Here is a 19,410-nt window from a genome sequence, read left to right as displayed (position 1 = left end):
TGGTTACGGTCGGCCCACCTCGAATTCGTCGGTGACGCCGGTGAACGAGTGGAGGGCGCCACCGGGATCGAGACGGGTCGCGTAGTGCTGGAAGCGGTAGCGTCCCGGCTCGGCGTCGAGCGGGATGTCCCAGGTGAAGCGAGCTACCGACTCGGCGCGCCCGCGCTTGCTCCAGTGGTATCGCACCGCCCATTCGCCCTCGTTGGCCACCCGCACCCATTCACCGGAAGCATTCCGGCGCTGCACTTCCAGGAACGTCCCGTTGCGGCGGTTGTCGTGTTTCGGATGCGCCGAGACGAATTCGGCCGCCACTCGGCCGCCCGGCCCATAGGACGGGTGGGGCTGCACCAGCACATCGCCGAAGCCGCGGCCCGGCGCGGCCGCGTCCGGACCGGCGCCCGGCTGGAAGTTCGGCTGCGGCTGGGACACATCCCGCGGCGCCGGGCCGCGCGCCACCCGGCCACCGGCGGCGAAGGCCGTTGCCAGCCGCGTGAACTCCTGCTGATAGGCGCCCAGGGTGTAGCGGCCGAACAGCGTCGAAGCGCCCTCGTACTGCTGAGAGTCGTATTCCTCGGGCGTGGTGACGTATTCGTGATAGGCGTTCGCGTACCCCTGCATGAGCACCTGCTCCAGCGAGACGTTCAACACCGCCGCGACCGCACGGCGGATCCGCAAGCCGGCCGTGATGGTGAATTCCCCTCCCGCGGCGGCCAAATAGAGTTCGCCGATCCGAACGAGCTGAATCGGCAGCACATTCGGCACCCACGCCACCGGGGGCAGCATGCCCAGCGGCACCGCGATCGCTTTCGGCGCCTGCGCGTCCACCAGCCAGGACGGCGCCGGCTGGGCCGGGTCACCGAGCGCCTCGAGAAAGGGATTGCGCACACCTTCGGGAATGGGGCCGCCCGGCAAGCCCGGACCGTCCTCGACACTGCCCGCGATCAGCGAGACACCCGCCGCGGCCGGTGCGGTGCGCCGCGGCAGGCCGTCCGGCGTGAAGCGGCCGTCCACGGCGATGTCGGCCAGGTCGATGTAGCAGAGCAACCCGTCCACCGGACCGGAGATCGAGCGCGCCTGGGCCGCAGCGTCTTTCGACGCCGCGTACTGCCGCTCGCCGAGGATCCGGGTGTTCTCGAACTCATCCTCGGTGGGGCCGGAGCCCGGACGCAGATTCAGGTTCGGGGACATGTCACCGGCGTTGGTCTGCGCGAAGGCGGCCACGAACGCGGGCTTGCCGTCCAGGTAGCGCACGCCGTGCTCGATGTGCTCGCCGGAGAACGAGGCGTAGCCCTTGTTGTCCGAACTGATCAGCCGGTTCGCGTTGGTCATCGAGGTGTTGTGCGTGGCGAACCAGGTGATGGTTCCGACCGACCGGCCGCCCTTGCGCAGGACGAGCGTGGTCACCGCGGGATCGATGGCGTCCGGGAAATGTTGCCTGTCCGCGAGCGGATTACGTTCCCAGGCCACCCGGGAGCGGTTCACGCTCGCGTTGTGCAGTTCGGTGCGTCCGACCGCGAGCGAGCCGGGACCGACGTCGGCGTGCGCCGCGGCGATCGCCTCGACGATCCCGTTCACCTCGGCGTCGTAGACCTGCTGCTGGAAACCGAGAATGGACAGGTTGTAGGCGTAGTCGTGGCTGGAGCCGCCGCAGGTCGCGTGCGAATGCGTGGAGGTGAGCAGGACGTTCTGCTCGGTGTACAGACCGCCGAACCGCCGGGCCAGTTCGGTCAGCACGCCACGGTGCACGGACTGGAAGATCATCCCGTTCTCGGCGACCACGAAGACGATTCGCCGCCCCGCGCTGCCGATGACGAACGCCCGCGCTCGCGGACGCAGGTGGATGCCCGCGGTCTGCTGCTCGAGCTGGGAGTAACCCATCATGCCGCATTCCGCGGCCGGGCCGGTGATGTCGGAGAGCCCGACGCCGATCTCGTAGGCGCCCGAATCCGGGGCGGCCGCCGCCGGAACGCCTAGCACGCCGGTCATCCCGGGCACCGTCGCGGCCGCGAGCGTCGCCGAACCGATCGCGGTCCGGGCCAGAACAGTTCTGCGCGACACCGACATACCCGTCTCCCTTCTGTCCCGATGCAGCGAACCACACACCTGGTCACTCGTCCAGTCCAATTTTTTTCCGCCCGCGAATTGACTGCGCGGGCCGTGGGCGCTTAACTCCCTTGGGTGTCCTCCCGATTGAGCGTCGAAGAACGACGGGCCCACCTTATCGAGGCCGCGATCGGCCTTGCCGAGAAAAAGGGCGTCGCGGGCGTGACCACGCGCGATGTCGCTCAGGCGGCCGGTGTCTCGCTTGGTGTGGTGCATTACTGTTTCGAAAACAAGGACGCGCTGATGACCGAGCTGGTCAAAGCGTTGTCGATGGAATTGCGCGATTCCGTCGACGCAAACGAAACGGTATGGCAGGACGTCGGAAGTGGAAAAGAAGCCCTTCAAAAATTGATCCGTGCCGGACTCGAACTCATGTGGCTCAACATTGAAGCCACTCCGGAACGGCAGCTGCTCACTTACGAAACGACCACTTACGCGCTACGGGAAGGCGAACAAACCCCGGCGAAACTGGCGATCGCGCGCGAACAGTACAACTTCAACGACTCCACCGTCGCCGACATCCTGGAGCACGCGCGCGACGCGACCGGCACCAACTGGTCGGTGCCGGTGCAGACGCTGAGCCGGTTCACGCTCAATGTCATCGACGGTGTGGTGCTGCGCTGGCTGGTGGACAACGACAGCGAGAGCGTGCGCGTGCAGCTGGATCTGTTGAGCGAGATGATCACCGGATACGCCGCGCACTAGCCTCGGGCTCAGCTGCGCGGTCGCGGCGCGCGGACGTGTACGGCCGCGCCGGTCCGCCACCAGGGCACCGCCACCGTCGCCTCGATCGCACCGCTCAGCCGCACCGTCAGCTCGTCGTGCACGATCAGCTCGCCCGCTTGCGTGGGCAAGCCGAATACCTGGCGCAGCACGACGCCCAGCGGCTCCGCCGCCCAGGTCGTGCGGCGGCCGGTCTCGACCACCTCGGCGGTGACGGCCTCGGACACCAGCGGCAGATCGAGCAGGGCCGCCAGGGCCGAGGCGGTTTCGGTATCGCCCACCACCACGCGGTCCGGTGGCACCGCCAAACCGAACCACGGTTGATCCAGGACGAACGCGTCGCCCGGATCGACCACGGCGCCGGAGAGCGCGCGCACACGATCGGGTGGTTGCAAGTTTTCGAGATCGAGCAGACCAGCGGCGACGGCGGCCGCCAAACGCGCATGCGTCTGCGAGACGACCTCCGGCGCAGGGGTTCTCGACGGATCGGCGAGCGCGTCCAGCAGCGCGGCGGCCAGCTCGTCGGTGATCGTCCCGGGGTCGGCCAGAACCGCGCGATAGGCGTCCGGGTCCACGCCGGCGACGGTGAACGCCGGTAGCAGCCCGTCGAACTCGGCATCGGCGGGATGACGGAACAGGCCCAGCGCGGTGCTGTCGATCCGCGCGTACGCGCGCAGCCACCACGCGGTGTAGCCGTCGGCGTCGGCGAGCAGGCGGCGGGTGCGCGGCGTCGCGGCCAGCTGCCGCAACGCTTCCGGCCAGGCGTGGTCGTCGACCAGGTCGAGGTCGCGGACGGCGATCAGCTCCGGCGGATCGTCCGCCAGCGTGGACCACCACTGTTCCTCGTCGGCCAGATCATGATCGGGGCCGGTCGGGTCGGCCTCGACGATCACACCGAAATCCCAGCCCACGCCGACCCCGCGCAACGCGTCCGCACCGTAGCGTTCGACCAACTGCGGGTCGAGCGTGCCGAACGGCGCGTCCGGCACGAGCAGTTCGCGCAGCGGGGCGCCGGGCAGCAGCAGTTCGTCGGCGGACCGCGGTTCACCATCGACGTCGGGCAATTCGAGCAGTCCGAGCCAGGACGGCAGCGACTGCGGGTCGGCGTGCGCGGCGAGACGCAGGACGGCGTCGGCGGTGTCGGGATCGCCCGGATGATCCTCCAAGTCGGCCCGCAACCCCGGGTCGTTCAGGAGATCCTCGGCGCCGGCCGACCGTGCGCCGAGCCGCGCCAGCAGCGGGTGCGCGGCTTCGGGGTGCGCCAGCCTGGCCCAGTGCACGGGGATCGCGACCTCGAGCTGATCGTCCAGCACCACGGTGCGCGGCCCGGTGACCAGTCGGCCGTCGGCCAGCGGAACCGCCAGCGCGCCCAGCTCCTCGGCCGTGAGCGGATCCACCACGAACGGTTCCAGCGCGGCGTAGAACTGCCGCCACCAACTCGGCGGACGCTCCAGTCCCCCCGACAATTCCGCGAGCCGGGCCAATCCGAGCCGGTGCACGTCCAGTACGCCCATGGCCTCGGCATGGGCCCGCCCGGAGAGGTCCGGGATCACCATGGGTCCGACCACGTCGTCCAGGAGTGCGGCCAACTCCGCGGTCAGACCGGTGAACACGTACGCGCGGGTGGGGACGGCGACGTCCTCGAGCGGTGGCCGTACGGCGGTGAACGGCGCTTCGGCGGAGGGAGAACCGGCGCCGGGCTCGTCGTACAGCGCGCCGACGGGGATCGATGGAGCGCTGGAATCGGCGGCCCGGACATGGCCTGGCTCAGCGCTGGGCGCGGATACGTGGGCCTCGGCGTCCTCCTGGCTACCGATCGAGGCCGACGCTGCGGCACCTATCCCGCCGAAATCGGCTGCTCTACTTGATGATTCGTCACGCCAAACCTGTTCGACGGGAGCGACGGATACGTCGTTGAAACCGAATTCATGGCCTGGCTCGGCGGCGCCGGAATCTTCCTGCGGAGCGCGCCGGGGGGTGGCCACGACCGGCAGCCACGGATGGGATCGCAGCTCGTGCAGCAGGGCTTCGCGCAGCAGACCGTCGGCCTCGCTGCGAGCGAAACCAGGCGCCGGGACCAGCACGAGACGGTCGCGCGGCGCGAGCGCACGGGCGAAATCGGCATAGCCCGCGGCCAATTCGGCGATCCGGGCGCCGGGCAACAACCTGCGACGATCCGGCTGCATGGGGATGTCGGCGATGAGCAGCGCGGGCAGCGACAGTTCCTCGTCGGAACGGGTGGGCGCTCGCAGCACGTCGGGAGCGGCGGCCACCGGCTTGCCGTCGCGCACCGGCAGCAGCCAGCGTGCGCGCGGTGTGCGGTACTGCCACCAGGTTCGCTGTTCGCTGCCCGGACCGTCGACATAGACCTCGTGCATGCCGCCGCCCATGTCCTCCGCACTGCCGACGAATTCGTCCGCTCCGATGCGGATGCGGTGCAGAGTGGGCAGTTCCAACAGCAGGTCGACGGCTTCGGCGCGCATCGCGGCCAAGAGCGCGTCGGCGTCGACATCCGCGCGCAGGCGCAGCACCACCTCGGTGTCGAGACCATCCGAGGGTCGCGCCCGGGTCGGCCAGGCCAACCGCAGCACCGGAGGGGCGAATTCGCCGGTTTCGACGGTGGGAATCCCGATCTGGTTGCGGCTCAAGTCTTCCAGGGTCCGCTCGCGGGAGAACCGCAGGGATCCGGAGGCGGACCGCAGCTCGATGTCATCGCTCACCGCGAGCACGGCGGTGAAACCGACGCCGAACCGGCCGACGGCGCCGTCGTCGGATTTCGCCGACGCACGCAGGGCGGTGAGCGCGTGCACGCCGGAGACGTCCAGCGGCGCACCGGTATTGCCGATGGACAGGACCCGGCCGTCGAGCCGGACGACGAGATCACCGGGCACGCCCGCCTTGCGCGCGGCGTCGGCGGCGTTCTGCGCCAGCTCGGTCAGCAACCGGTCGCGGTAGCCCGCGCGCACCAAGTCGTGCTCGGTCGCGGCGTCCTCGCGCAACCGCGTCGGCGAATCACGCCATGCGGCGAGCACTCCCGCCCGCAATGCCGCCGTGCCGAACGGATCGGCGGCCTCGGTCAGCTCCGCGGCGATGACTGGAACTCCGGCCGTGCCTCGGACCCCGGCTCGTCACCGACGGTGGAACCGGCCTGCGCACCCGCGTTCTCGGTTCCGGTCTGCTCGGCGACCGGCGTGCTCTCCGGGACGCCGGGCGCGTCGGCGGACGAAGCTTCCGCCTCGGACGCACTCGACCCGGCGCCGGACGGCTGGACGGAATCCGAACCGGCCGAGGGCTGCTCCACGTCGGTCACCGGGTCCGACTGCGTGTTCGCGGAACGCAGGTCACCGGTCACCGGGAGACCTGCGTCCTGTGTCTCGTCCACGCTCGTACCGGACAGGCCCGACGCGGCGGTCCGTGGCTCGGCGGGCTGGGACTCCGACGAGGTCTCGGCGACGTCATCCGCGCTCGGCGCCTCCCCGGCGGACGGCACGCTCGATTCGGCAGCCAAGGCAGCGGAATCGATTTCACCGACCCCGGCGGCACCGGGCTCGGTCACCTCAGCACCCGCAGTCGCCGTGCGGTCAGCGGACTGACGGGCGACCGCAAAGTCCTCCGCAACCGCTGCGTCCGCGCGGACCTCGGTGGTCCCCGTCGTGTCCTCCGGCTGCTCGGCGGCCGCGGGCGCACTGCTCGCCTCGGCCGCACCGCGCCGAGCACCGCCCGCGGGCGTGTCCGCCTCGGCGGCGCGCGCGCCTTCCGTTTCGAGCGGGATGACCTCGATGGCCGCGTCGTCGTAGGCCTCGTAGAGCGGGGAGCCGCCGCCGGTGGGGACCTCGGTGTCGGAGTGCGCGCCGCAGCCGTAGGCGACGTGGACGACGCGCCCGTCGGCGCCCATGGCGTTGCCGCAGACGCCGAACGCGGCGCGCAGGGCTCCGGCCAGTGGCAGGTAGAAGCCGCAGCTGCCGCAGGTGGCGGGCGCGGCCTTGGCCATCTCGGCGTCGGGGCCGTACTCGGCGTACCAGCGTTCGGCGGCCTCCGCGCGGCCTTCCCTGCTCATCACCTTGGTGCGGCCGAAGCCGACCTCATAGGCGACTTCGTCGACCGCCGGATCGCCGCTCGCGACGTAGCCCGGCACCAGGCGCGGGTCGTCGGCAAGTGGGGCGAGCAGGTCGCCGGGCGCGAGGTCCCCGGGGCGAACTCGCTGCTCCCAGGGCACGAACTCGGGCGCGACCAAGGCCTCGGGCCCGGGCAGCAACGCGGACTCGCTGACCGTCGCGTAATCGGCCTCCGGCGGGGCGGCCACCACGACCGCCCACTGCCACCCGCGATAGCCGGGCAGCGTGGCCTCGAATCGATGGGTCGCCGCGCTCTCGTCCTCGGCGATCACGCCGAGGTGCGCGCCGACACCCGACGGTTCCAACTCCAGGAGCGCACGGCGGGCCAAATCGACGGCATCGGCCAGAATCGGCCGCACGCCGGACTCCGAAACAGAAACTGCGCTCACGGCCTACATTTTGCCGTATGGAACGCAATCGGCGTTCGTTGGCCGTCGGTGTGCTGGTCGGTCTGCTCGTCACGAGCGGATGCGGCGCCGCCGAGGACACGACACCCAGGATGAACATCGAGGTGGTCGGCACCCGACCACACGACCCGAAGGCGTTCACCCAGGGCCTGGAAGTCGACGGCGAGGTCCTCTACGAGGGCACCGGTCTGTCGGGCGCGTCGAGCGTGCGCGCGTCCCGGCTGACGACCGGCGAGGAACTGGCCAGGACCGAGTTGCCCGCCCCCTACTTCGGCGAGGGCATCACCGTCGCAGGCGCCACGCTCTGGCAGCTGACCTGGCACGACGGCGTCGCCATCGCGCGGGACCCGGCCACCTTGGCCGAACGCCGCCGGGCGAGTTACGAGGGCGAAGGCTGGGGCCTGTGCGCCGGCGACGGGCGACTGATCATGAGCGACGGCACCGACCGGCTCACCTTCCGCGATCCGGTCACCTTCGCCCCGACCGGCTCGGTCGAGCTGACCAGCCACAACGGCGCGCGCCTCAACGAACTCGAGTGCGCGGCGGACGGGTCGGTCTACGCCAACGACTGGCCGACCGACACGATCCTGCGCATCGACCCCGGCTCCGGCGCCGTGCTGGCGTCCGCCGACGCCGCCGGTCTGCTCCCTGCGACCGCGCGGGCCGGGGCCGACGCCCTCAACGGCATCGCCCAACTGCCCGGCACCGACCGGTTCCTGATCACGGGCAAGAATTGGCCGACCATGTTCGAGGTCCGCTTCGTGCCCGCCTGAGCGGGTCCGGCGATTCGCGAGGATGGTCACTTTCCGCCGCCGCCACGGAGCGTGCGTGAACGCCCAGCACGGGAGTACGCCAGAATTGAGGTCGTGACTACTCCCCGCGAACCTTCCGGTCCCGACCGTGATCGGTGGGAAGGCGAGGAGTCCCCACCGTTCGATCGGCATCCCGGTTTCGACCGATACCCGCCGCCCAACCCGCCGCGACGCCGCGGGCCGCTGCCACCGCTCGGACGCGGACGCGCCCCCGAGCCTTACGATCAGCCGGGGTCACCACCGCCCGGCCCGCGACGCGAAGCGCCACGGCCCTCGCAACCTCCGCCGACCAAACCTTTCCCGCTCGGACCGGACACCGAGCAACCGAGTGCCTCCGACCGTGCGGCACGGCACGTCTTCCCGCACCGCCCGCAACCGCCTCGCCGCAGCGAACCACCAGCCGACGACTATCCCGACACTGCCGTGCAGGATGAGGTGCAATCACCGGGAAGCGCGGCCGCCTCCGGCGCGCAGCGGATGCCCCGCAAACTCACGGTCACCCGCGTGGCCGCCATGCGCGGCAGGCAGCTCACCGAAAAGGGCATCGCGACCTTCCAGCGCGCGGCCAAGGCCGACGGCGCGGACAAGTCGGGTCTGACGGCGCTCACCTACGCGACCATGGCGAATTTCGCCCTCGACGCCGCCATCGCGGTGGCGCTGGCCAACACCTTGTTCTTCGCCAGCGCCACCGCGGAGAGCAAGACGAATGTGGCGCTGTACCTGCTGATCACGATCGCGCCGTTCGCGGTGATCGCCCCGCTGATCGGCCCGATGCTCGATCGCCTGCAGCGTGGGCGCCGACTGGCGCTGGCGACGTCGTTCGCGGTGCGCGTGGTGGTCGCGGTGGTGCTGATCCTCCAGTTCGACACCTGGGCGCTGTATCCGCTCGCGCTGTGCATGATGATCGGCAGCAAATCGTTCTCCGTACTCAAGAGCGCGGTGACGCCCCGGGTGCTGCCGCCGGACATCGATCTGGTCCGCACCAACTCCCGTCTTACGGTGTTCGGCCTGGTCGGCGGCACCATCGGCGCGGGAGCGCTGGCCGGGCTGGCCGCGGCGATCGCGGGCTCCAACGGCGCGCTGATTTTCGCGGCGCTGATCGCCTGTGCCGGGGCCTATCTGAGCCTGCGCATCCCCTCCTGGGTCGAAGTGACCGAGGGCGAAGTGCCCGCGACGCTGAGCTATCACGGCACCGACGCGCACACCGAGGTGCTGGCCTCCGGCAAGGAGTCGTCGGTACCGCCGCGCAAACGCAGGCAGCCGCTCGGCCGCGCCGTGGTGACCGGCCTCTGGGGCAACAGCGCCATCCGGGTGCTGACCGGATTCCTCACCTTCTACGTCGCGTTCGTCGCCAAGGCGACCGAGCACCGGCCGGTGCAGCAGGCCCTCATGCTCGGCGCGGTCGGCGCGGCCGCGGCCATCGGCAACTTCGCGGGCAACGCGACCGGCGCCCGGCTCCAGCTCGGCAGGCCCGCACTGATCGTGCTGGGCTGCACGGCGGCCTGCGCGCTGGTGGCGCTGTTCGCCACGTTCGCGAACAATCTGCTCGGCGCGGCGGCCGCCGCCCTGGTCGCGGCCGCGACGAGCGCGCTGGCCAAGGTGTCGCTGGACGCCTCGATCCAGGACGACCTGCCGCCGGAGTCGATCGCCTCCGGCTTCGGTCGCTCGGAGACCGTGCTGCAGCTCAGCTGGGTCGTCGGCGGCGCGGCGGGCGTGCTGCTGCCGACCGACTACTGGAAGGGCTTCGCGGTGGTCACCGCGATACTCGTGCTCGGCTTGGTGCAGACTTTCCTCAGCTTCCGTGGTCACTCGTTGCTGCCCGGCCTCGGCGGCAACCGTCCGCAGCACGCGGAACAAGAGGTGCCGACACCCCGGCCGCACGGCCACCCGGGAAGCGCCCCCCGCGCGCAGGATCCGGCGGCGCGGCGCGGCGGCGACACCAAACGCATCCAACGAGGGCAAGGAGACCCGATCTGGTGAGCAAGCTCAACGCACGCACGATCGTCGCGCTGGTCGCGGCCGCCCTGCTCGTGCTCACCGTCGCCTTCGCGGGCGTTCTGGCGGTGCTGGTCCGCAACGCCGACGAACCCGACGTCACCCTCACCGCCTACGCGCACGGCAAGACGGTCACCGTGCGGCCGTTCAGTTACTGCGCGGTGACCATGCAGGACTGCCGCATCCTGCCCGAGGACGACGTGGCCGGCACGGTGTTCGAGACGTTGAACTGCGCCCCGGACGCGCCGGACTGCCACCGTGGCCGCACCGTCGAATTGGAAGTTCCCGCCGGTTACCCCCTGCAACTGTCGCTGCCTAAGAAGGTCGCCGACGCGCCCTGGCTCGCCCAGCTCGTCTACCTGCTGCCCAACGGCGAGAAGGTCGACCAGGTGATCAGCCGCAACGACTATCCCGACCGCGCCCTTGCGCTCACCATCGATTCGAAGCCCGAACCCGATCTGCGTCTGATCGGCGTCGAATTCCAGTTGCCGATCCTCGCCCGCGACGAAACGGGCCGGGAGTTCTACGTGCCGCACGCGACCTGGTCGATCAGCACGGCGTAGGCGGCATCGAGCGGCGGTCTCGGCGCTTCCGGCCGGGTCACCACGCCTGACGCGCCGGACGATCATGTCGGGGTGAGCGCGGCCCGCACCAAGCGGCCGACGGCGTCGATACGCTCCGAGCTGCCGCTCCCGCCGACCTGCACCACGGTGATGATCACCGCGGTGAAGACGGCCTCGAGCGCGATCGCGGTGTCCCGCGGATCGAGGTCTTCGGCGATGTCCCCGGACTGCTGACCGGCGCGCAGTCCTGCTTCGAGCACTTGCCGGATGCGCTGCGGCACAACACCGTCGACCAGTCGAACGAGCAGTCCCGGCTCCTGTCCGGCGAGCACTCGACGCACCAGCGGGTAGGCGTCGAGCCTGGTCACGAACCGGCTGACGACCTGCTGCCAGTACACGGCGTCCATCGAACCCGACTGGGGCAGCGCCGCGTCACAGAGCCGTGCGGCGTCGCGGTCGAACGCGGCGACGAACAGAGCCTCTTTGTCCGCGAAGTGGAAATACACCGCCGATGGCGCCAAACCCACCTCGCGGGCCACCGCCGCCACCGAGGTGTTGCGGAAACCTTGGTCGGCGAACCGGCGTGTGGCGACGTCGAGGATTGCCTGCCGCGTCTGCTCACCGCGTGCCGTAGCGGACGTCGTCTCGGTTCCTGACACCAGTGCACAGTATCGCGGCGACTCCACCAGCTAAAAAGTCTTACTGAATGATTTCGTCAATTCATCAGTTACAGTGGGGTGCCCGTTCCACCCGGTAGGAAGGCCTGTCCCGTGTCCGACTCCGATCAGTTCCTCGCGTGCGCCCGCCCGCCTGCACCGAGCCGACGTCAGGTCCTCGCGATGATGGCCGCCGCCTCCGTGCCCGCCCTGAGCGGCGCGCTCGCCGCGCGGGCCGGCGCGGCGCAGGCGGCGCGGCCGAACATCTTGGTGATCATGACCGACCAGGAGCGCGCGGATGTCGTCCTGCCCGCGGGCTTCGCACTGCCCGCCCGCGAGCGGGTGGCGGCCGCCGGGGTCCGGTTCGCCATGCATCATTCGCCGACGGCGCCGTGCTCGCCCGCGCGATCGGCGTTCTTCACCGGATCCCACGCACCGGTCACCGGCATGACCGACAACGTCCGCGGCAACGACCTCATGGGCGCGGTCCTCGGACCGCTGCACGCCTGGAGCCCGAATCTCGACACCACGATCCCGACCATCGGGACGGTGCTGAAGAACGCCGGCTATCGGACGGCCTACATCGGAAAATGGCACCTTTCCGAGCCGGTCGGCACCGAGAGCGCGGCGCTGTCGGCTTATGGATTCGACGAGGCCTACGACATCCTGTCCGGCGGCGGGCCGAACGAGGGCGCCCACGAAGACCCCGGCGTCGTCGAGAACGCCGTCGGCTGGCTGCGACGGCACGGCAGCGACCCTCAGCCATGGCTGTGCGTGGTCAGCATGGTGAACCCGCACGACATGATGTACTGCCCGCGCTTCTACCGGCTGGCGGACGTGCCCGATCACGGCGCCGACGTACCGCCGAACTTCGAGTCCGACCTGTCGACCAAACCGCGGGTACAGACGGTGTGGCGCACCATGAACGAGGCCGTCGGCGGTCTGATGCCGAACGACGTCGATTCGCCTCTCGGGCGCACCCGATGGCGGCAGTGGGGCAACTGGTATCTGGAATTGCTGCGCCGCACCGACGAATTGATGACCGAGGTCCTCGACGCGTTGGACCACAGTGGCGCCGCGGGCAACACCGTCGTGGTCCGGGTCGCCGACCACGGCGAACTCGGCGGCGCGCACGGACTGCGGCAGAAGGGCGCGATGATCTACCGCGAGAACAACCGGGTGCCGTTGGTCATCGCCGACCCCCGCAACCCCGCCACGCAGGGAACCAGCACTGCCGCACTGACTTCACACATCGACCTGGTACCGACCCTGGCCGCACTCGCCGGGATCGATGCCGCGGCAGGCCCACTCGTCGGTAAAGACCTCACGCCTTTGCTGACGCACCCAGCGAACTCCCTGCGCGACGCGCTCCTGCTCACCTCCGACGCCAAATCCAGCGGTGGTCAAGCAGCGGGCGTCGAATACTGCCTGCGGGGCGCGGTGACACCCCGCTACAGCTTCGCCCGCTACTCGACGCCCCGCGAAATCGCGGGGGCCCGCCACGAATTCGACTACGAGCTCTACGACCGGCAGGAGGATCCGCACGAGATGCACAACCTCGCCCACGACGGCGGCGCGGCCCACCTGGTCGAGGAGATGAACGATCTCGTCGACGACCTCGTCGCCCGAGAACTACGCGGTATCTGATGCCGAGCCCGCGGAGTTCGCCGCGGGCACGGCAACGACTATCGGTCCAGTTCGCGCGCGACCGCGCGGACGACCTCCGAGATGCGTTGCGCCGTCTTGCGATCCGGGTACTTGCCCTTGCGCAGATCCGGCTGCACCTTCGCCTCGAGCAGGGTGATCATGTCCTCGACCATGCCGTGCAGCTCGTCGGGGGTGTGGTTGCGCGCGACAGGTTCCTTGCGCGCGTTGCGTTCCTGGCCCTGCCGGACCGACGGCGGCGCCTCGAGCAGCTTGACGCTCAACGCCTGGGGACCGCGGCGACCCGCGGCCATGCCGAACTCGACGCGCTGGCCGGGCTTGAGGCCTTCGACGCCTTGGGGCAACGCGGACGAGCGGACGTAGACGTCCTCACCCTCGTCCTGGGAAAGGAAGCCGAAGCCCTTTTCGACGTCGTACCACTTCACCCTGCCGGTCGGCACTGCGCTCACCCGTTCGTCATCGAAAACTCGGACCCCTACGGCCCGAGCACATCTGTCCACCGGGCCGGTCGCACGACCGGCCCTTTTTCTGTGCGAAAAGAACGCGCCCAGCAGGATTGCAGGACGCGATTGCCATCGAGTCTACCCCGGTGCGAATAACGCAAGCACATCAGTTTTACCGTCGAGCCGTGACGAACCCTTCCGCTCCGAACCCTTCCGGCGGCGCCCCACGGCGGCGCGGCGATTGGTTGCTGCAGCTCGCGCTCTGCCTGTTCGCGCTGGGATTGCTGGCCATCGTCGTCATCTTCGCGATCCCCATCCTCAGCGACGGCGAGCCGGGACTGTGGCTCTACTTCGGCGCGATGCTCGCGCCGCTGGGGTTCGTACTCGCCCTGGTGTTCACGCTGCGCTCGGGCCGCAGATCCCGCTGAACCGGAGCGCGGGGCGGAACCGGAGCGCGGGGCGGAACCGGAGCGCGGGGCGGAACCGGAGCGCGGGGCGGAACCGGAGCGCGGGGCGGAACCGGAGCGCAGGGCTGAACCGGAGCGCAGGGCTGAACCGGAGCGCAGGGCTGCGATCGCCGCGAACTGGTTACCCGACGCGTTCGTTACCCACTCACACGTGTGATCCTCATCACATTACGAGGAGGTCACGGAGTGGTGTCGGCGGTCGAGATGAGCGGCCGTGGCTGCTCTAGCTGCGCGAAGACTTATTCCCCACCTGATATCGCGTCGAGACCCAGTGGTACACGCCGGTTACCAAATAGTGATTTTTCCCGCGGTTCGTCGTACCGTCTTATCCAGCCGGGACACCCCGGCGACCACCGGCCCGCCGCACCGAGCCTCGCCCCGCGGGTACCGGAACCCCAACGGAAACGTAGGGGCGAGGGCGGAACGGACGACCTCTCAGTCCGAACCAGAACCGAAGATGTCGCAGGTGCGTCGAGAGGAAGACGAACCCGATATGAGTGGACGCCATCGCAAGCCAAGCTCGACCGGCCGCACGGTAGCCAAGGTTGCCGTCACCGGGGCCATCATCGGCACCGCCGGTGTGGCATTCGCAGGCAACGCCAGCGCGGCACCCGACTCCGACTGGGATCGACTCGCTCAGTGCGAGGCCGGCGGCAACTGGGGCATCAACACCGGCAACGGTTTCCAAGGCGGGCTGCAGTTCTCGCCCAGCACCTGGCGCGCACACGGCGGCCAGGAGTACGCCGCCTCCGCCAACCAGGCCAGCCGCGAACAGCAGATCGCGGTCGCCGAGAAGGTGCTCGCCTCGCAGGGCTGGGGCGCTTGGCCCTCCTGCTCGTCCAAGCTGGGCCTGAGCAGCGCGCCCACCCCGCGCTCCGCGCCCGCCACCGAAGAGACACCGCGCTGGAACCCCGCGCCGCAGGCCGCCCAGGCCGCGCCGGCGGACACGCAGCAGATCTTCTCCGCTGTGGACCGCGCCCTCGAGGTCGTCCAGAGCCAGGGCGTGCAGGTGCCGAAGGAAGCTCTCGACTTCTTCAGCGCCGCCAAGTCCAGCGGAATCACCCTCGACCCCGCGGTCGTGAACTTCTACGAGGCGAACAAGGGCCTGCTGCCCTCCTGATCGCCACCCAGCTTCAAGAAGGGCCCCGCATCAACGTGGATGCGGGGCCCTTCTTCGTAGCCGAGAACGTTCCGGTCGCGCGCTCAGCGGTTGATCACCGTGTTCGGGTGCATGTAGGGCAACTGCTCGGCGGGAACCGGAAACTCGGTGTCCTCGCCGTAGGGCGACAGACCACCGGAGCGGGCCGAGGACAGTTCGGTGACCGCATGGTCGCCGTCTTCCACCTTCGGCCAGCCGTTGTCGACATAGGATTTCTTCGATTTGTTCACCACGGCCCCATGCTAGCGGTGCCGCCCTTCCGAGTATTCAGGCCGTACCAGTCGGGTGACACAAGGTTTGCGTTCGGGTCCCGCGTGACGGAATCCGATCGACCGGTCCCGGCGTCGTAGGGTGGATGGGATGACCGTGACCGACTCCCTCGCCGGATGGCTCGGTGCCCGCAGTGATGCCCAGCTCGTGACGCTGCTGCAGCTTCGGCCCGACCTGGCCGTGCCGCTGCCCTCCTCGATGGCCGTGCTCGCCGCGCGTACCGAACAGCGTGCGTCGGTGCTGCGCGCCACGGAGGATTTGAACACCCTGGAATTCGCCCTCCTGGAAACCCTTGCGGTGCACGGGGTGACGCGCCCCGACAGTCCTCCGCTCACCCGGGCCGAACTGCATGTGCAACTGAGCGAACGGGTGCAGGCCGCCGCGATCGACGCTGCGCTGGAGCGGCTGACGGCTCGGGCGCTGCTCTGGCTCGACGCCGAGCAGGGATTGCATCTGATTCCGGCGGCCGCCGAGGCGTTGCCGTGGCCGATCGGCACCGCGACCGAGCTCCCCGACGCCCTCACCGAACCCGAGGTGGTCGCGGCGCTCACCGAACTCGATCCCGCCGAACGGGCCCTGCTGGACAAGCTCGCGGCGACGGGCCCGCGTGGCCGCACCAGGGACGCCGCACCGGGCACTGCCCCCGATCGACCGATTCAGCGGCTGCTGGCGCGCAGGCTGCTGCACTGGATCGATGACGAGACCGTCGAGCTTCCGGTCACCGTCGGCCAGGTGTTGCGCCGGGAACCGGTCACCCACCCGCATGCGCTGACGCCGCCGCAACCGGACGCCGCCAAATACCCACCCGCCGAGGTGAACGCGGTCGCGGCGGGCGAGGTCGGCGAGTTGCTGCGGCACTGTGCCGCCGTACTCGAGGTGCTCGGCCAGGCGCCCGCTCCCGCACTGCGCGCGGGTGGCCTCGGCGTGCGGGAGCTGCGCCGCATCGCCAAGCAGGCCGGGGTCGACGAGCCGCGAGCCGGTTTGCTGGTCGAACTGCTGGCGGCCGCGAAATTGATCGAGAAGGGTTTGCCGGACCCGCCGCCGGACTTCGACTCGACCGACGATTTCTGGGCGCCGACGCCGCTGGTGGACGCCTGGCTGGAGTCTCCGCCCGCGCGGCGCTGGGCCGCGCTCGGGCAGACCTGGCTGGAAATGGATCGGACGCCGTGGATGATCGGCATGCGCGATGCCAACGACAAGCCGCTGGCCGCGCTGTCGCTGGAACTGCGCACCCCGAACGCGCCGCGCGAGCGCCACGCCGTCCTGGGCCTGCTCGCGGAGTATCCGTCCGGTACGGCGCCGGCCCCGGCGGACATCGGCCGGGTGCTGGCATGGCGGCAGCCGCGCAGGCGCAGGAACTTCCGTCCGGAGGTGGTCGAGCAGACCCTCGCCGAAGCGGCGGCGCTCGGCTTCGTCGGCCGCGGTGCGCTCGGCTCGGCGGCGCGGGCGCTGCTGCACGCGGCGCCGACCAGCGTGGCCGACGCCGAGGCGGAGATGGAGTCGGCGCTGCCGGAGCCGGTGGATCACGTGCTGGTGCAAGCGGACCTGACGGTGATCGCGCCGGGTCCGCTCACCACCGACCTGCAACACCGCGTCGCCCTGGCCGCCGACGTCGAATCCGCGGGCGCGGCGACGGTGTACCGGATCGGCGAGTCGTCGGTGCGGCGCGCCCTCGACGCCGGGTTGACGGCGGCCGAACTGCACGCCCTGTTCGCCAAGCATTCTCGGACGCCGATTCCGCAGGCGCTGACCTATCTGATCGATGACGTGGCCCGGCGGCACGGCCAGTTGCGCGCGGGCATGGCGCAGTCGTTCATTCGCAGCGACGATCCGGCGCTCCTGGCGCAGGTGCTCGCCGCACCGGTGGCGAGCGCGCTGGCGCTGCGGTCCATCGCCCCGACCGTCGCCATCGCCCAGGCGCCGCTGGGCGAACTGCTCGAGCAATTGCGCGCGGCCGGTTTCGCGCCCGCGGGTGAGGATTCGGCCGGCGCGATCGTGGATCTGCGTCCCCGTGGCGCGCGGATCTCGGTGCGGCCCGCCGCGCGGCAGCCGTATCGCCCGACACCGCCCAGCACCGAACAACTCGAGTTGCTCGTCACCGAGCTACGCGCGAGCGAACGTGCCGCCAGCGCTCGCTCGGGTCAGTCGGTGCGCCTGGACGGCACCAGGACCAACACCGCCGCGACCCTCGCCCTGCTCCAGCTCGCGGCGCGGGTGCGGCGGTCGGTGAACATCGGCTACGTCGACGCCCAAGGGGTCGCCACGCAGCGCGTGGTGGAACCGCTGAAGGTGGGCAACGGGCAGCTCGACGCGCTGGACCCGGTCACCGGCGCGGTCCGGCACTTCACGCTGCACCGGATCGCGTCGGTTGCCCTGCTGGAATGATCAGCCCTTCGGCTTGCCCGTGCAGAAGGTGACCTTGGGATCGGTTTCGATGAGGCGGAAGCCGTCGGCGTTCTCGTCGCACAGCAACTCGTCGGCCTGGCCGTCGATCCGCTTCAGCACCTTGAAGGTGGCGTCCGCGGACGCGCAGTCGACGTGCTTGTAGCCGGTCGTGCTGCTCTCGTTGTAGCAGCTGCCCTCCTTGAAGTTGGGCGCCAGGCACAGGAACGCGGTGGTTCCGCCGCCCAGGGTCTCCTCATAGGAGGTGTAGTCGGCGGCGCAGTCGGTCTTCTTGTCGTAGGACTGCGCGATCTTGTACACGGCCTTGTCCGACGAGCAGTCGACCGGCTCGGTCTTGGAATCGACCGCCGAGCCCTCGATGACGTTGATGCAGTCGCCGACCTCCGCCTTGGCGGTGTCCGACTTGCCCGCGTCCCCGATCATCGAACAGCCGGCCACCGTGACCACCACCGCGGCCACCGCGACGAGGGCGAGCACGACCCGTGCCAGCAGCCTCGCTCCTGGAAACTTCACCTGAAAACCTCTCTCACCGAACACGTTCACGGGGTCGTGAACGCGGTGAGGATACCCGCAGGACCAAGCGGCCGCATCAGCCAACCGGCTGAGCCCGAGCGGGCGGCGCGCTACATGTGCGTGCCGTAGAGCCCCATGAGCGTGTAACCGAGGATGCTGGGGAGCAGACGGCCGAGCAACAGGAACGCAGAGTAATTCACTAGCAACGCCTTTCGCGATTTTCATCCAACTGGACTCTTGTCCGGTATGCGGAGTGTGTCGTCGTCCGAGACCGGGTCGTTACGCTTGGTCGGTATGACGGTCGAGGACGTCGCGCACGACCTGTACGGGCTGGCGCCCGCCGAGTTCGTCGCGGCCCGCGCGGCCGCGGCCGAGCAGGCGGGCGACAAGCAGCTCGCCGCCGCCATCCGCAAGCTGCGCAAACCAACCCTGACCGCGTGGACGGCGAACCTACTGGCCCGCGCGGCGCCAGACGACGTGGCGGATCTGCTCCGGCTGGGCGCGGCCCTGGCCGCGGCTCAGCGCGAGCTCTCGGCCGAGCAGCTGCGCGGCCTCACCGCCCAGCGGCAGCAGCTGGTCAACGTGCTCGCCAAGAAGGCGGGCGCGCTCGCCGCCGAGCAAGGGCATCCGGTCGGCGAAGGTGTCGTGCGTGAGGTCGGCCAGACGTTGACGGCGGCACTCGCCGACCCGGAGGTGGCCGAACGGCTGCGCGCGGGAACCCTCGCCACGGCGGCGACCTACGAAGGCTTCGGTCCGAGCGGACCGAACCTGCTCGCGGTGCCCGAACCGGCCGCGTCGCCCCGGCGCGCGGCGGCGCGGCAGCAGGCGGACACCGCGCGCCGCGAGCTGGCCGACGCCGAGGAGGCGCTCGAATCCGCCCGCGCGGCAAAGGACTCGGCACAATCCGCGCTCGAGGAAGCGACCGAAGAACTGTCCGGTGCCGAAGAACGCGTCGCCGCGCTGCGCGACGAACTCGAGCACGCCGAGCAGCAGCGGCAATTCCGCAAGGCGGCCGAGCGGTCGGCCAAGGACGACCTGCACGCCGCGCAACGCCAGCTGGACCGGGCCGAACGCAGGGTGGCGAAGGCTCGGGAGCACGTCGGGAACGACTGACGA

Annotated in this window: 16 protein-coding genes; 9 read left to right on the top strand and 7 right to left on the bottom strand. The window is 70.1% G+C overall.

Annotation, left to right across the window (positions count from 1 at the left end; all coding sequences use genetic code 11):
• Positions 1-3 precede the first annotated feature (3 nt).
• Positions 4-2,064 (bottom strand): neutral/alkaline ceramidase, encoded by a 2,061-nt coding sequence (locus IU450_RS18745; RefSeq protein ID WP_195151015.1) that lies wholly within the window; start codon positions 2,062-2,064, stop codon positions 4-6.
• Positions 2,065-2,190: 126 nt separating this feature from the next.
• On the opposite strand from IU450_RS18745, the gene IU450_RS18740 reads away from it, so the two are divergent.
• Entirely contained in the window at positions 2,191-2,808 is a 618-nt protein-coding gene (locus IU450_RS18740; RefSeq protein WP_228781771.1) for a TetR/AcrR family transcriptional regulator, read from the top strand.
• Positions 2,809-2,816: 8 nt separating this feature from the next.
• Here IU450_RS18740 and IU450_RS18735 read toward each other — a convergent pair whose 3' ends face one another.
• Positions 2,817-5,858, bottom strand: coding sequence for a sacsin N-terminal ATP-binding-like domain-containing protein (locus IU450_RS18735; protein ID WP_195151014.1), 3,042 nt, complete (start codon positions 5,856-5,858; stop codon positions 2,817-2,819).
• A gap of 44 nt (positions 5,859-5,902) precedes the next feature.
• The gene (locus IU450_RS18730; protein WP_324197725.1) at positions 5,903-7,330 is read right to left on the bottom strand and encodes a DUF3027 domain-containing protein; all 1,428 of its coding nucleotides are present in this window, start codon (positions 7,328-7,330) and stop codon (positions 5,903-5,905) included.
• A 17-nt stretch (positions 7,331-7,347) separates the two neighbouring features.
• On the opposite strand from IU450_RS18730, the gene IU450_RS18725 reads away from it, so the two are divergent.
• The 3 genes from IU450_RS18725 (at position 7,348) to IU450_RS18715 (ending at position 10,718) form a co-directional block, all read left to right on the top strand.
• On the top strand, positions 7,348-8,121 hold the full coding sequence (locus IU450_RS18725; protein WP_195151013.1) for a glutaminyl-peptide cyclotransferase: 774 nt from the start codon (positions 7,348-7,350) through the stop codon (positions 8,119-8,121).
• Between the two features lie 93 nt (positions 8,122-8,214).
• Positions 8,215-10,140: an MFS transporter gene (locus IU450_RS18720; protein WP_195151012.1), complete on the top strand. Its 1,926-nt coding sequence runs from the start codon at positions 8,215-8,217 to the stop codon at positions 10,138-10,140.
• Positions 10,137-10,718, top strand: coding sequence for a DUF2771 domain-containing protein (locus tag IU450_RS18715; RefSeq protein ID WP_195151011.1), 582 nt, complete (start codon positions 10,137-10,139; stop codon positions 10,716-10,718). The genes IU450_RS18720 and IU450_RS18715 overlap by 4 nt, the downstream gene beginning before the upstream one ends.
• Positions 10,719-10,780: 62 nt before the next feature.
• On the opposite strand, the gene IU450_RS18710 is transcribed toward IU450_RS18715, so the two are convergent.
• The gene (locus IU450_RS18710) at positions 10,781-11,377 is read right to left on the bottom strand and encodes a TetR family transcriptional regulator (protein ID WP_195151010.1); all 597 of its coding nucleotides are present in this window, start codon (positions 11,375-11,377) and stop codon (positions 10,781-10,783) included.
• 111 nt (positions 11,378-11,488) lie between these two features.
• Here IU450_RS18710 and IU450_RS18705 point away from each other — a divergent pair, with 111 nt between their 5' ends.
• Positions 11,489-13,021 carry a sulfatase-like hydrolase/transferase gene (locus IU450_RS18705; protein WP_195151009.1) on the top strand — a complete coding sequence of 511 codons (1,533 nt, stop codon included), beginning with the start codon at positions 11,489-11,491 and terminating at the stop codon, positions 13,019-13,021.
• A gap of 38 nt (positions 13,022-13,059) precedes the next feature.
• Here IU450_RS18705 and IU450_RS18700 read toward each other — a convergent pair whose 3' ends face one another.
• Positions 13,060-13,479, bottom strand: coding sequence for a cold-shock protein (locus IU450_RS18700; RefSeq protein ID WP_195151094.1), 420 nt, complete (start codon positions 13,477-13,479; stop codon positions 13,060-13,062).
• A 188-nt stretch (positions 13,480-13,667) separates the two neighbouring features.
• Here IU450_RS18700 and IU450_RS18695 point away from each other — a divergent pair, with 188 nt between their 5' ends.
• Together IU450_RS18695 and IU450_RS18690 are read left to right on the top strand one after the other, a co-directional pair.
• Complete coding sequence (locus IU450_RS18695) at positions 13,668-13,910, top strand: hypothetical protein (protein WP_324197724.1); 243 nt, start codon at positions 13,668-13,670, stop codon at positions 13,908-13,910.
• Positions 13,911-14,442: 532 nt separating this feature from the next.
• Entirely contained in the window at positions 14,443-15,069 is a 627-nt protein-coding gene (locus IU450_RS18690; protein ID WP_195151008.1) for a resuscitation-promoting factor Rpf1 domain-containing protein, read from the top strand.
• Between the two features lie 83 nt (positions 15,070-15,152).
• Here IU450_RS18690 and IU450_RS18685 read toward each other — a convergent pair whose 3' ends face one another.
• On the bottom strand, positions 15,153-15,341 hold the full coding sequence (locus IU450_RS18685; protein ID WP_043686720.1) for a hypothetical protein: 189 nt from the start codon (positions 15,339-15,341) through the stop codon (positions 15,153-15,155).
• A gap of 127 nt (positions 15,342-15,468) precedes the next feature.
• Between IU450_RS18685 and IU450_RS18680 the strand changes: the two genes are divergently transcribed.
• Positions 15,469-17,763 (top strand): helicase-associated domain-containing protein, encoded by a 2,295-nt coding sequence (locus IU450_RS18680; protein ID WP_195151007.1) that lies wholly within the window; start codon positions 15,469-15,471, stop codon positions 17,761-17,763.
• On the opposite strand, the gene IU450_RS18675 is transcribed toward IU450_RS18680, so the two are convergent.
• A complete protein-coding gene (locus tag IU450_RS18675) occupies positions 17,764-18,294 on the bottom strand; it encodes an LppU/SCO3897 family protein (RefSeq protein WP_195151006.1) in 531 nt (176 codons plus the stop codon).
• A gap of 294 nt (positions 18,295-18,588) precedes the next feature.
• Here IU450_RS18675 and IU450_RS18670 point away from each other — a divergent pair, with 294 nt between their 5' ends.
• Positions 18,589-19,407, top strand: coding sequence for a hypothetical protein (locus IU450_RS18670; RefSeq protein WP_195151005.1), 819 nt, complete (start codon positions 18,589-18,591; stop codon positions 19,405-19,407).
• Positions 19,408-19,410: the final 3 nt, after the last annotated feature.

The sequence above is a fragment of the Nocardia abscessus genome (assembly GCF_015477775.1).
Classification (GTDB): domain Bacteria; phylum Actinomycetota; class Actinomycetes; order Mycobacteriales; family Mycobacteriaceae; genus Nocardia; species Nocardia abscessus_A.
Note: the sequence above shows the minus strand (reverse complement) of the source record. Positions and strands in the feature narration are given on the sequence as shown.